11 protein-coding genes are annotated in these 13,958 nt (G+C 50.5%); 2 read left to right on the top strand and 9 right to left on the bottom strand.

The annotated features are described in order from the left end of the window. Nucleotides 1-137: 137 nt before the first annotated feature. From recA to bfr (AC5M9B_RS06095), 5 genes are all read right to left on the bottom strand, one after another. Nucleotides 138-1,184, bottom strand: coding sequence for a recombinase RecA (gene recA / locus AC5M9B_RS06115; RefSeq protein ID WP_019271291.1), 1,047 nt, complete (start codon nucleotides 1,182-1,184; stop codon nucleotides 138-140). A 234-nt stretch (nucleotides 1,185-1,418) separates the two neighbouring features. Continuing rightward, entirely contained in the window at nucleotides 1,419-2,231 is an 813-nt protein-coding gene (gene pflA, locus AC5M9B_RS06110) for a pyruvate formate lyase 1-activating protein (RefSeq protein ID WP_019271292.1), read from the bottom strand. A gap of 292 nt (nucleotides 2,232-2,523) precedes the next feature. Next, nucleotides 2,524-4,809 carry a formate C-acetyltransferase gene (gene pflB, locus AC5M9B_RS06105; protein ID WP_070654391.1) on the bottom strand — a complete coding sequence of 762 codons (2,286 nt, stop codon included), beginning with the start codon at nucleotides 4,807-4,809 and terminating at the stop codon, nucleotides 2,524-2,526. A 417-nt stretch (nucleotides 4,810-5,226) separates the two neighbouring features. Beyond that, a complete protein-coding gene (gene bfr, locus AC5M9B_RS06100; RefSeq protein ID WP_487648384.1) occupies nucleotides 5,227-5,700 on the bottom strand; it encodes a bacterioferritin in 474 nt (157 codons plus the stop codon). Nucleotides 5,701-5,722: 22 nt separating this feature from the next. Beyond that, entirely contained in the window at nucleotides 5,723-6,187 is a 465-nt protein-coding gene (gene bfr, locus AC5M9B_RS06095; protein ID WP_019271294.1) for a bacterioferritin, read from the bottom strand. Nucleotides 6,188-6,606: 419 nt separating this feature from the next. Here bfr (AC5M9B_RS06095) and typA point away from each other — a divergent pair, with 419 nt between their 5' ends. Further along, complete coding sequence (gene typA, locus AC5M9B_RS06090) at nucleotides 6,607-8,418, top strand: translational GTPase TypA (RefSeq protein ID WP_019271295.1); 1,812 nt, start codon at nucleotides 6,607-6,609, stop codon at nucleotides 8,416-8,418. Between the two features lie 182 nt (nucleotides 8,419-8,600). On the opposite strand, the gene AC5M9B_RS06085 is transcribed toward typA, so the two are convergent. The 4 genes from AC5M9B_RS06085 to AC5M9B_RS06070 form a co-directional block, all read right to left on the bottom strand. After that, nucleotides 8,601-9,137 (bottom strand): hypothetical protein, encoded by a 537-nt coding sequence (locus AC5M9B_RS06085; protein ID WP_019271296.1) that lies wholly within the window; start codon nucleotides 9,135-9,137, stop codon nucleotides 8,601-8,603. 156 nt (nucleotides 9,138-9,293) lie between these two features. Then, a complete protein-coding gene (gene lipA, locus AC5M9B_RS06080) occupies nucleotides 9,294-10,280 on the bottom strand; it encodes a lipoyl synthase (RefSeq protein ID WP_019271297.1) in 987 nt (328 codons plus the stop codon). Next, complete coding sequence (gene lipB / locus AC5M9B_RS06075) at nucleotides 10,280-10,897, bottom strand: lipoyl(octanoyl) transferase LipB (RefSeq protein ID WP_039408479.1); 618 nt, start codon at nucleotides 10,895-10,897, stop codon at nucleotides 10,280-10,282. The genes lipA and lipB overlap by 1 nt, the downstream gene beginning before the upstream one ends. 1 nt (nucleotide 10,898) lies before the next feature. Further along, complete coding sequence (locus tag AC5M9B_RS06070; protein ID WP_003756826.1) at nucleotides 10,899-11,165, bottom strand: HP0495 family protein; 267 nt, start codon at nucleotides 11,163-11,165, stop codon at nucleotides 10,899-10,901. Nucleotides 11,166-11,364: 199 nt separating this feature from the next. Between AC5M9B_RS06070 and lon the strand changes: the two genes are divergently transcribed. Then, nucleotides 11,365-13,827, top strand: a complete 2,463-nt coding sequence (lon, locus tag AC5M9B_RS06065) for an endopeptidase La (protein WP_487648383.1) — start codon at nucleotides 11,365-11,367, stop codon at nucleotides 13,825-13,827. Nucleotides 13,828-13,958 lie beyond the last annotated feature (131 nt).

Raw genomic sequence — 13,958 nt, 5'->3', positions numbered from 1 at the left:
TGTCGCATACAGAACCCAGCTTACACAGAGCGCCTGAATAGGCTTTTATGAGTGTCCAAGATTTGGGGGCCAGTTCAACCCGCTATATTCGTTTTCAGACGACCTTTCATATTTTTTATTGAAAGACAGGCAGAGGCTTACTCTTCCGGACGTTCGCCGTCGGTGTCGTCCAGTTTGCCTTCGGTAATATCAACGTTGATACCCACGGCGGCGCGGATTTTGGCGTCGATTTCGTTGGCGATTTCGGGGTTTTCTTTTAGCCATACGCGGACGTTGTCTTTGCCTTGTCCGATTTTGGCGCCGTTGTAGCTGTACCATGCGCCTGATTTTTCAACGATGTCGTATTTGACGCCAAGGTCGATCAGTTCGCCTTCCCAGCTTACGCCTTCGCCGTACAGGATATCGAATTCGGCTTGGCGGAACGGAGGGGCGACTTTGTTTTTGATGACTTTGACTTTGGTTTCGTTGCCGATAACGTCGTCGCCTTTTTTGATTTGTCCGGTGCGGCGGATGTCGAGGCGGACGGATGCGTAGAATTTGAGGGCGTTACCGCCGGTGGTGGTTTCGGGGCTGCCGAACATCACGCCGATTTTCATACGGATTTGGTTGATGAAGACGACCAGTGTGTTGGTGCGTTTGATGTGGCCGGTCAGTTTGCGCAAGGCTTGGCTCATCAGGCGGGCTTGCAGGCCGACGTGGCTGTCGCCCATTTCGCCTTCAATTTCGGCTTTGGGAACGAGGGCGGCTACGGAGTCGACAACGACCATGTCCACGCCGCCGGAACGTACCAGTGTGTCGCAGATTTCCAGAGCCTGTTCGCCGGTATCGGGTTGGGAGAGGTAGAGTTCTTCTACTTTAACACCGAGTTTGCGGGCGTAAACGGGGTCGAAGGCGTGTTCGGCGTCGATGAAAGCACAGATGCCGCCGTTTTTCTGGCATTGGGCAATGGCTTCAAGACAGAGCGTGGTTTTACCGGAAGATTCCGGGCCGAAGATTTCCACGACACGACCGCGCGGCAGACCACCGACGCCGAGTGCCAAGTCAAGGCCGAGCGAGCCGGTGGAGATGACGTCAAGGTTTTCTTCTTGCTGGCTGCCGTCCATTTTCATGATGGAACCTTTGCCGAAGTTTTTTTCAATTTGGGCAAGGGCGGCGGCTAGGGCTTTGCTTTTTTCATCTGACATGGTGCTGTTCTCGTAAGGGATGTTATCAAAGTAGCTAAGAATTTGTTTAGCTATTATCGCATAAATTAAGAAAAAGTATAGTTTTATTTCGGTTTTATTTCATATTTTGAATAAATTGTTGTTAACTATCTGAATTATATGATTTATGAGTTGTATGTTTGGATGTATTAAGAGTGCTAAAAGGTCGTCTGAAAGCGAATATTTCATTTTCAGACGACCTTTTTGGATTTGAACTCAATAGATAATGTTTTTGCCGTAGCTTTCCAAAATCGATTTGATTTTGAGGATGGTTTCTTTGGGAGGCGGGTGTACGCCGGTGAGTTTGTAGGTGTCGCCGCACAATGCCCATTTGTGCGCGCCCAGTTCGTGATAAGGGAGGAGTTCGACCATTTCGATATTGTCCATGTCTGCGATGAATTCGCCGAGCAGGTGGGCGGAACGGTCGTCGTCGGTATAGCCTGGGACAACGACGTAGCGGACGCGGGCGGGCTGTTTGCGTTCGGCGAGGTAGCGGGCGAATTTGAGGGTTTTGGTGTTGGGGATGCCGACGAGGACTTTGTGGATTTCGGGATCGATTTGTTTTAAATCGAGCATGACGAGGTTGGTATGGTCGAGCAGGTCGTCGAGGATGGAATCGTAATGCAGGGCGTAGCCGTTGCTGTCGAGGCAGGTGTGGATGTCGTGTTCTTGGCAGGCGGTGAACCAGTCGCGCACGAATTCGTATTGCAGGAGCGGTTCGCCGCCTGTGGCGGTAACGCCGCCGCCTGTGGCGCGCAGGTAGTGTCGGTAGGACATGACTTGCTTCATGACTTCGGGCACGGTCATTTCTTGGGCTTGTTCGGTGTGCAAGTCCCATGTGTCGCGGTTGTGGCAGTAGAGGCAGCGCATGAGGCAGCCTTGCAGGAAGAGGACGTAACGCAATCCGGGACCGTCCACCGCGCCGCAGGATTCTACGGAATGGACGATGCCTTTGCCGTTGTAATGGCGGTGTCCGAAGTCTTTGGCGGGTGCGGGTGTTTCGGGGTTGATGGCGATGGATGTCTGCATGGTGTCTGATGTACCGGATATTGGGGTCGTCTGAAAACTTGTTTTTGTGTTGCAGAGGGTTCTTCTTATTGGATTAATATGCGGGCATTGCGTTCCCTGTTGTGGGAAGTTTATGGATTGTTTTTAAATAGGTAAATGGGTTTTAATGATAACTCTATTGTACCGCCTTCGGTCGTCTTGATTTGAAGTTAATCCACTGGATTTTGATATGATCAAACCATTGCTTCAGGCAAAATCAAGCCGGGTTCCGGATAATCCGTCCCCCGGCTTGGTTTGCTGTAAACCCTTTGCTTTACATGGTTTGTGTAAAGGTACGGGTAATCACGTCAAGCTGCTGTTCGCGGGTCAGCGAGTTGAAGCGTACGGCGTAACCGGACACGCGGATGGTCAGTTGCGGATATTTGTCCGGATTGTTCATCGCGTCTTCCAGCGTTTCGCGGGTCAATACGTTGACGTTCAAGTGTTGACCGCCTTCCAGTTCGCCTTCTTCGTGGTGGAAGTAGCCGTCCATCAGACCTGCGAGGTTGCGTTCGCGGGAATTTTCGTCTTTGCCCAATGCGCCCGGCACGATGGAGAAGGTGTAGGAAATACCGTCTTTGGCAAACTCAAACGGCAGTTTGGCTACGGAAGTCAGCGAAGCAACGGCGCCGTTGACATCGCGGCCGTGCATCGGGTTGGCACCCGGACCGAACGGTGCGCCTGCGCGGCGACCGTCCGGCGTATTGCCGGTTTTTTTGCCGTACACGACGTTGGAGGTAATGGTCAACACGGACTGGGTCGGCGTTGCGTTGCGGTAAGTTTTGTGGGTCGCCACTTTTTTCATGAAACGTTCCACCAGGTCGCAGGCAATGTCGTCCACGCGGTCGTCGTTGTTACCGAACTGCGGATATTCGCCTTCGATTTCAAAGTCGACGGCAATACCGTTTTCGTCGCGAATCGGTTTGACTTTGGCGTATTTGATGGCGGACAGTGAGTCGGCGGCCACAGACAAACCGGCGATACCGCAAGCCATAGTGCGTTTCACGTCGCGGTCGTGCAGTGCCATCAACGCGGCTTCATAGCTGTATTTGTCGTGCATGTAATGGATGATGTTCAATGCGGTAACGTATTGGGTTGCCAGCCAATCCATGAATTGATCCATGCGCGCAAAGACAGTGTCGTAGTCCAAGACTTCGTCCATAATCGGTTCGGTTTTCGGACCGACTTGGTCTTTGGATTTTTCGTCCACACCGCCGTTGATTGCGTACAGCAGGGTTTTCGCCAAGTTGGCGCGAGCGCCGAAGAACTGCATTTGTTTGCCGACCACCATCGGGCTGACGCAGCAGGCAATGGCGTAGTCGTCGCTGTTGAAGTCCGGACGCATCAAATCGTCGTTTTCATATTGGATGGACGAAGTGTCGATGGACACTTTGGCGCAAAACTCTTTAAAGCCTTGCGGCAGCTGTTCGGACCACAATACGGTGATGTTCGGTTCGGGAGATGGCCCCATGTTGTACAGGGTGTGCAGCACGCGGAAGTTGGTGCGTGTTACCAGCGTGCGGCCGTCCAAACCCATACCGCCGATGGATTCGGTTGCCCAAATCGGGTCGCCGGAGAAGAGTTGGTCGTATTCGGGCGTACGCAGGAAACGAACCATACGCAGTTTCATCACCAAATGGTCGATAAATTCTTGCGCTTGGGTTTCGGTAATTACGCCGTTTTTCAGGTCGCGCTCGATGTAGATGTCCAAGAACGAAGATACACGACCGAATGACATGGCGGCGCCGTTTTGCGATTTAACGGCGGCAAGGTAAGCGAAATAAGTCCATTGGATGGCTTCCTGCGCATTTTTCGCAGGGCCGGAAATGTCGTAGCCGTAAGAGGCCGCCATTTCTTTCATTTGACCCAAGGCTTTGTATTGTTCGTTGATTTCTTCGCGGCGGCGGATGACTTCTTCCAAATCCACGCCGTTTTCCAAATCGGCTTGCAGCGAGTTGAACTGGTTGAGTTTGTCTTTCATTAAGAAGTCGATACCGTACAATGCTACGCGACGGTAGTCGCCGATGATGCGACCACGACCGTAAGCATCCGGCAAGCCGGTAATCACGCCTGATTTACGGCAACGGCGGATGTCGGGCGTATAAACGTCAAACACCCCTTGGTTGTGGGTTTTACGGTATTTGGTAAAGATTTCGCTGACTTCGGGGTTCAACTCGACGTTGTACACTTTGCACGCGTCTTGTACCATTTTCAAACCGCCGAACGGCATGATCGAACGTTTCAGAGGCTCATCTGTTTGCAGGCCGACGATGGTTTCCAAATCTTTATCGATATAGCCCGGTGCATGGCTGGTAATGCCGGACACAACTTGCGCGTCGATTTTGTAGGGTTCGTGCGTGCGGTTTTCGACTTTGATGCCTTCCATCACTTCCGCCCACAGTTTGGTCGTTGCCTCGGTCGCAGGCGCGAGGAAAGACGCATCGCCTTCATAAGGCGTGTAGTTTTTCTGAATAAAATCGCGCACGTCGACATTGGTTTCCCAATTACCGCCGACAAAACCTTCCCAAGCGGCAGGGCGTTGCTGTACATCGGTTGACATATCAAGCTCCTAATTTGTCAGATAGAATTTATAGGTAGAAGAAATTTACCTTTGCAGAATAGCACTTTAGCTCTATGAAGTGTAACGATTGGCGGAGATGTGAATGCATACCCGATGTTTTTTTGACTTACATCAATGAGAACAGTTATTACTTAAAACTACATTTTATTTTTCAAGCCTTTAGCGTGTAAACAAGTGTAGAATATAAAATTAAGCCCTGAAAACTTGTCCGGTTTTCAGGGCTTTTGTATGGGGTTGGGGTTTCATGGGGTTACATATTCTTTAGAAGAAGGTAAGTCGTCTGAAAAACTGAAATACTGTTTTTCAGACGAGCTTGATGTAAAGAAAAACGGCATATCCGAAAAGATATGCCGTTTATGGGTGCAGGGACTGCTATATTTGGCAGTGGTTTGTGTTTTAGTCCTCTTGCGCCGCTGTTTGCAGGTAGTTCGGCAAACCGACTTTGCCGATCAGCTCCTGCTGGGTTTCGAGCCAGTCGATGTGTTCTTCGTTGATGTCTTTTTGTTTTTCCAACAAATCACGGCTGACGTAGTCTTGCTGTTGTTCCGCGATGGCGATGGCAGCGACGAGGGCATCGTGTTTTTCCTGTTCTTTTGTCAAATCGCAGGTCAGGATTTCCTCGGTTGATTCGCCAATCAGCAGTTTGCCCAATTCTTGCAGGTTAGGCAGACCCTCCAAGAACAAAATACGCTCGATTAAATCGTCTGCGGATTTCACTTCGCGGATGGACTGTTTGAAGAAATGTTCGCCCAATTCTTCAAAGCCCCAGTTTTTCAAAATGCGGGCATGCAGGAAATATTGGTTGATGGTAACCAAGAGCAAGCCCAAGTTTTTATTCAATTCGCGGATAACTAAGCGATCGCCTTTCATTTTCAGCTCCTTATACGCTTAATTACAGTTGGCTTTGGTAGTAGTTGCCTTCGCCGACGAGTTCGATCAGGCGCAGTTGTTGTTCCAGCCAGTGCGCGTGATCTTCTTCAGTGTCTTTCAACTGGGCAATCATCAAATCACGGGTAACGTAGTCTTGTGCTTCTTCGCACAGTTTGATGCCTTTTTTCAATGCATCGCGCACTTCGTATTCGGTGTTCAAGTCCGCTTTCAGGCAGGAAACCACGTCGGTACCGATGTTCAGTTCGGCACGGGTCATTTTAGGAGTACCGCCCAACATCAGGATACGACGGATGAAGTCTTCGGCGTGAGTGGTTTCTTCTTCCATCTCGTGGTTCAAACGTTCGAACAGTTTGGTGTAACCCCATTCAGAGTACAGGCGAGAGTGGATAAAATATTGGTCGCGAGCAGCCAACTCGCCAGACAATAATTCGTTCATGTAATCAATAACTGCTTGGTTGCCTTGCATAATTCTTTCTCTTTCTTTTAAAAGTTGATAATCACGAAATGAAGATTCGTGTGTTGTTAGGGAATGAGGTAATTGTATGCACAAGTAGCACTTTTGACAAATTTTCTATTTAAAATACAAACAATTATCAAAAAATTTAACCCGCCTAAAAGGCCGTCTGAAAAATTAACCACCTGTTTTTAATAACAATTTTTTGACATTGGTATTAAGAATCCATTACATTATTCAAAAACATTTACATTCGTTAACCATAAATAAAAGCAAATAATCTGGCAAAATCAATCAAATTTAATTATGAATTATTCTCAACTGCTTTTGCCTGATTTTTTTGAATCACCCATTCCGTCATCACTTGCGAATCGTGCTATAATCGCCAGTTATCTTTTTTTTAAGCAACCAGCTAAACATTATAAATTATCATGAAACAAATCCGCAATATTGCCATCATCGCCCACGTCGACCATGGCAAAACCACATTAGTTGACCAATTGCTGCGTCAGTCCGGTACATTCCGTTCCAACCAGCAAGTCGAAGAACGTGTCATGGACAGCAACGATCTTGAAAAAGAACGCGGCATTACCATTCTTGCTAAAAATACCGCCATCGAATACGAAGGCTACCACATCAACATCGTAGATACCCCGGGACACGCCGATTTTGGTGGCGAAGTGGAACGTGTATTGGGCATGGTTGACTGCGTCGTACTGTTGGTTGACGCACAAGAAGGCCCTATGCCGCAAACCCGTTTCGTGACCAAAAAAGCCTTGGCTTTGGGTCTGAAACCTATCGTTGTTATCAACAAAATCGACAAACCGTCTGCCCGTCCAAGCTGGGTTATCGACCAAACATTCGAATTGTTCGACAACTTAGGTGCAACAGACGAACAATTGGACTTCCCTATCGTCTATGCTTCCGGCCTGTCCGGCTTTGCCAAATTGGAAGAAACCGACGAGAGCAGCGACATGCGCCCTCTGTTCGAGACCATTTTGAAACACACACCTGCACCAAGCGGCAGCGCGGACGAAACGCTGCAACTGCAAATTTCCCAACTGGACTACGACAACTACACCGGTCGCCTCGGTATCGGCCGCATCCTGAACGGCCGCATCAAACCCGGCCAAGTCGTTGCTGTGATGAATCACGATCAGCAAATCGCCCAAGGCCGCATCAACCAGCTTTTGGGTTTCAAAGGTTTGGAACGCGTACCGCTTGAAGAAGCCGAAGCCGGCGACATCGTGATTATTTCCGGCATTGAAGACATCGGTATCGGTGTAACCATTACCGACAAAGACAATCCCAAAGGCTTGCCGATGTTGAGCGTAGACGAACCGACGCTGACGATGGACTTTATGGTCAACACTTCCCCTCTGGCCGGTACTGAAGGCAAATTCGTAACTTCCCGCCAAATCCGCGACCGCCTGCAAAAAGAATTGCTGACCAACGTTGCCCTGCGTGTTGAAGATACAGCCGATGCCGACGTCTTCCGCGTTTCCGGCCGCGGCGAATTGCACTTAACCATTTTGTTGGAAAACATGCGCCGCGAAGGTTTTGAACTGGCAGTTGGCAAGCCGCGCGTCGTGTACCGCGACATCGACGGTCAAAAATGCGAACCTTATGAAAACCTGACTGTGGACGTGCCCGACGACAACCAAGGCGCGGTAATGGAAGAACTCGGCCGCCGCCGTGGCGAACTGACCAATATGGAAAGCGACGGCAACGGCCGTACCCGCCTCGAATACCATATTCCCGCGCGCGGTTTGATCGGTTTCCAAGGCGAATTCATGACCCTGACGCGCGGTGTCGGCCTGATGAGCCACGTATTCGACGACTACGCGCCAGTGAAACCCGATATGCCCGGCCGCCACAACGGCGTACTGGTTTCCCAAGAGCAAGGCGAAGCCGTCGCTTATGCCTTATGGAATCTGGAAGACCGCGGCCGTATGTTCGTGTCGCCCAACGACAAAATCTACGAAGGCATGATTATCGGTATTCACAGCCGCGACAACGATTTGGTGGTCAACCCGCTCAAAGGTAAAAAACTCACCAACATCCGCGCCAGCGGTACCGACGAAGCCGTACGCCTGACCACGCCGATCAAGCTGACGCTGGAAGGCGCGGTCGAGTTTATCGACGATGACGAACTCGTTGAAATCACGCCGCAATCCATTCGCCTGCGCAAACGTTATCTGAGTGAACTGGAACGCCGCCGCCATTTTAAAAAGCTGGATTGATTCAACTAAGCTGTTGATGAGATGAAAAAAGGTCGTCTGAAAATTTTCAGACGACCTTTTTATTGTTTGCTATTCGTTCTTGTACAAACTCTCCGTTTGTTCTCCCATGTGGGCGAGCCAAAACGGTCAGATTTGTTTTTCAATCAGAAAGCCCGCCAATCAGACTAACTCAACTGAGACCGTTATTTGTTTTCTCCGTATTTTTTATGCAGATTTCGGGTTTCTTCTTTCAACCATTCATCCCAATCGGGACGTAAACGGCAGAGCTCTTTGTTCCAATACAAACAGTCCCAAGCCATTCTGCGCGAGGCTTCGGTATCGCGCTCGAACATTCGTGCGACAAAAGGTTCGAGCGTTTGCACGCTTTTGAACATACCACCGTATTCCCCGTAAGTGCGGCAGGTTTCAGGATGGAGCGTTTCCAACAGCGTTTCGATTTCACCCTGCAACGCAAGCCATAAATCATTTACTTCGTCCAAAGCAAGTACATCGCGCAGCCAATGTTTGATGTTTTCCAAACCTTGAAAACGCGGGTCATGCCACAGCAGGCGCAAGGTGGCAAGCTGACTTTCAGCTTCCGTCCGACCTTGTGGGTTTTCATAATCAAAAAGGGAAACGAGTTCGTACAAGGCACGGTTGCGCTGTTTTTCCGGCAGCGCAAGTAAGATGTCGCAGACTTGTTCGGGAGTCTGCCAAAGTGGGAGTTGAGAGATGTTCATAGGCTTTAGGGTCGTCTAAAAACCAACGAGAGGGACTAAGGGGCGATTTAGTTGATTTTTGCAATGAGGCCGCTTTTGAATTCAAAGTGTGTAAATTGCGAGGTCGTCTGAAAACCGATTTCAGACGACCTTTTTCTTTTTGATTAGTGACGGTTATTAATGATGACCGCAACCGCCGCCATGACTTTCGCGCAATGCTTCGGCAGCCTGCTCGTCGGCATGGTAGCTTGAGCGGACCATGGCACCGATGGCGGCGTTGGTGAAGCCCAGTTCGTATGCTTCTTTTTCAAAGATTTTGAACTGGTCGGGTGTGACGTAGCGCAAGACGGGAAGGTGTCCGTCTGAAGGCTGGAGGTACTGGCCGATGGTAATCATCTCGATATTGTGCGCCCGCATATCGCGCATGATTTCGCGCACGTCTTCGTCTGTTTCGCCCAAGCCGACCATGATGCCGGATTTGGTCGGGATGTGCGGCATCATTTCTTTGTAGCGGCGCAGCAGGTCGAGGGAGTGCTGATAGTTGGCACCCGGACGGGCTTTTTTGTACAGGCTCGGATGGGTTTCCAAGTTGTGGTTCATCACGTCGGGCGGGGTTTCGGCAAGGATTTTCAGCGCGATGTCCAAGCGGCCGCGGAAGTCGGGAACGAGGATTTCGATTTTGGTGTTCGGACTGGTTTCGCGGATGGCTTTGATGCAGTCGGCGAAATGTTGAGCGCCGCCGTCGCGCAGGTCGTCGCGGTCAACCGAAGTGATGACGACGTAACGCAGGTTCATGGCTTTGACGGATTCTGCGAGGTTTTTCGGTTCGTCGGGGTCAAGCATATTCGGGCGGCCGTGTCCCACGTCGCAGAACGGGCAGCGGCGGGTACAAATGTCGCCCATAATCATGAAGGTTGCTGTGCCTTTGCTGAAACATTCGCCGATGTTCGGGCAGGAGGCTTCTTCACAAACGGTGTGCATTTTTTGCTCACGCAAAATGTCTTTGATTTCAAAGAATTTGCGTGACGGCAATTTAGCGCGTATCCATTCGGGCTTTTTCAGTTTTTCCTGAAGGGGGACGACTTTGATGGGGATGCGGGCGGTTTTGTCCGCGCCTTTGAGTTTGACGCCGCGTTTGGGATCGTCAACTTTGATTTCGCTCATTAATTGTTCGCTTTCGGTGTGAGTTGTGTCTCGAGGTGTGCGGTCAGTTTTTGTGCAACTTCGTCCAAAGTGGGACAGGGTTGGACAAAATCCGCGATTTGGGTCATTTCCATGCCGGCATAGCCGCAGGGGTTGATGTGGGTAAACGGGCTTAGGTCCATGTTTACGTTTAATGCCAGACCGTGATAGACGGAGCCGTCTTTGATACGCAAGCCGAGTGAGGCGATTTTGCGCTCGCCGACATAAACGCCGGGGCGTTTCGGGTCTGCCGCCGCTTCGATGCCGTATTCCGCCAACGTGGCGATAATGCTGTTTTCAAGTGCGGAGACGATGTTGCGGACGCTGGTTTTGCGGCGTTTGAAGTTGATCATGGTGTAGATGACCAACTGACCGGGACCGTGGTAGGTGATTTGTCCGCCTCGGTCGATTTGCACGACGGGTATGTCGTCGCGGATCAGGAGGTGTTCCGGTTTGCCTGCCAGCCCTTGCGTGAAGACGGGCGGATGTTCGACCACCCATAATTCGTCTTCGGTATGTTCGTCGCGGGCTGCGTTGAACGCTTTCATGGCTTCGAAAGTCGGTTGGTACTCGACCAAGCCTTTATGCACGATTTTCATATCAGTACACCACTTTCACCATTTCGTGATCGGTCAGGGCGCGGTAGATTTTGTCCAGTTGCTCTTTGCTTTCGACGTTTACTTTGACGGTTGCGCCGGTATAGTTGCCCTTGCTGCTCTGGCGGGTGGTGATGTGGTGGGGTTCGGTATCGGGCGCGTGCTGGCGGACGGTTTCCAAGATATTTTTTTCAAATTCGGGATGCGCGTTGCCCATGACTTTGATGGGGAATTGGCAGGGGAATTCGATGAGTGAGGTTTGGTCGGTCATGGCTGACTCCTGATGTGCTGTATGCCGAGAGGTCGTCTGAAAAGTTCCAGCCTTTCAGACGACCTCGAACGGCGTGTATTTTATCGCAAAAAGTTGCCGATAAAAATAGAAGCGTACATCGGCTTTTTCAAGTCTTGAAATACGCTTTTCCATCCCAATTTAGGCCACATTCCGAATTTATTACCAAGTAGAGAACAATATGCCGACAAAAGAAAAACATTTTGAGGAATACAGCGCACTGGCAACCTTGCCTTTACGCGATGTCGTCGTTTATCCGCACATGGTGTTGCCGCTGTTTGTGGGCCGCCCGAAATCCATTGCGGCATTGGAAGCGGCAATGGCGAATGACGATCCGGTATTTTTGCTGGCGCAAATCGACCCGAACACCGAAGATCCGACTGCGTCCGATTTGCACCGTACGGGTACGGTCGCGCAGGTTTTGCAGGTGTTGAAGCTGCCTGACGGCACGGTAAAAGTGTTGGTCGAAGGTATCCGGCGCGGCAGGGTGTTGACCATTGAAGAGAGCGGCGGGTTGTTCCTGTCACATGTTGAAGCTGTCAACGACTATGCGGATGCGGACAATCCCGATATTGAAGCCATTCGTCGCACGCTGCTTACCCAGTTTGACCAATACGCCAAGTTAAATAAAAAAATCCCTGCCGAAATCATCAATACCATCAACGGTATCGATGATAACAGCCGTTTGGTGGACACGATTGCGGCGCATTTGCAGTTGAAACTGGAGCAGCGTCAGCAGATTTTGGAAACCTTCGGCATTATCGGCCGTATGGAGTTTCTGCTTGCCCAGTTGGAATCCGAACTGGACATCATGCAGGTCGAAAAACGCATCCGCGGCCGCGTCAAACGCCAGATGGAAAAATCCCAGCGCGAGTATTATCTGAACGAGCAAGTGAAAGCGATTCAGAAAGAATTGGGCGAAGAAGACGAACGCGGCGAATTGGATGCGTTGGAAGCAAAAATCAAAGAAGCGGGCATGACCAAAGAAGCCGAAGAGAAATGTCTGTCTGAACTGAAAAAACTCAAAATGATGCCACCTATGTCTGCGGAATCCACCGTGGTACGCAACTACATCGATACTTTGCTTGAGCTGCCGTGGAAGAAAAAATCCCGTGTCAGCAAAGACATCGCCAAAGCCGATTTGGTGTTGAACGCCGACCACTATGGCTTGGAAAAAGTCAAAGAACGGATTTTGGAATACCTCGCCGTCCAAAAACGTATGGACAAACTCAAAGGTCCGATTCTGTGTTTGGTCGGTCCTCCGGGGGTGGGTAAAACCTCTTTGGGCGAATCCATTGCCAAAGCAACAGGCCGCCAATACGTCCGCATGGCTTTGGGCGGCGTGCGCGACGAAAGCGAAATCCGCGGCCACCGCCGTACCTATATCGGCTCTATGCCCGGCAAAATCCTGCAAAACATGGCTAAAGCAGGCGTGAAGAATCCGCTGTTCCTGCTCGACGAAATCGACAAATTGGGCAGCGACTTCCGAGGCGATCCCGCCAGCGCGTTGCTTGAGGTGCTCGATCCTGAGCAAAACAACAAGTTTGCCGATCATTATGCGGAAGTGGATTACGACTTGAGCGATGTGATGTTTATTGCCACATCTAATAGCTTGAACATCCCGACTCCGTTGCTCGATCGTATGGAAATCATCCGTTTGTCCGGCTATACCGAAGACGAGAAAATCAATATCGCCATGCAGTATCTCGTGCCGAAACAAATGAAACGCAACGGCGTGAAAGAAGGCGAATTGGTCGTCGAAGAAAGTGCGGTACGCGATATCATCCGTTATTACACCCGTGAAGCCGGTGTGCGTTCGCTCGATCGCGAGATTGCTAAAATCTGCCGCAAGGTGGTGATGCAGATTACCTTGAACGAAGATAAGAAGAGGTCGTCTGAAACCAAAAAAACCAGCAAAGCCAAGCCTAAGGCGGTTAAAGTCAATGAGAAAAACCTGCATGACTACTTGGGCGTGCGCCGCTTCGATTACGGCGTTGCCGAAAGTGAAAACCGTATCGGACAGGTTACCGGTTTGGCGTGGACGGAAGTCGGCGGCGAATTGCTGACTGTCGAAGCCGTGGCGTTGCCGGGCAAGGGCGTGATCCAGTGTACCGGCCAGTTGGGCGACGTGATGAAGGAATCTGTGTCCGCGGCATGGTCTGTTGTCCGTTCCCGTGCAGAATCAGTGGGTTTGGCTCCTGATTTTTACGAGAAAAAAGACATCCATGTTCACGTTCCCGAAGGTGCAACGCCGAAAGACGGCCCGAGCGCAGGTATCGCCATGATTTTGGCGATGGTGTCTGCCTTTACCAAAATTCCGGTGCGCGCCGATGTGGCAATGACAGGCGAAATCACCCTGCGCGGCGAAGTTTTGCCAATCGGCGGTTTGAAGGAAAAACTGTTGGCTGCCTTGCGCGGCGGCATCAAACACGTCCTGATTCCGAAAGACAACGTCAAAGACTTGGAAGAAATCCCTGAAAACGTGAAAACCGGCCTGACCATCCATCCGGTCAAATGGATAGACGAAGTCCTCGCTTTGGGCTTGGAAAGCCAGCCGACACCTTGGGTTGCGCCTTTAAGTACCGAAGAGGCGCAGGTTGAAGCCTCCAAGCCTAAGTCAAGGGCGAAAGCGACCAAACACTGATTTTGTAAAAAATGTGTTGCAAAAGATGCGGGTTTGCCTTGAAAGCCTGTAAAATAGGGCAATTCCGCATTTTTTGCTTGACACGGTATTTTCAGAATTGCTATAAAGCGCAAATGTACTCAAAAGTACGA

It is taken from the genome of Neisseria flava (assembly GCF_982712965.1).
This window is presented reverse-complemented; position numbering and strand designations above follow the sequence as displayed.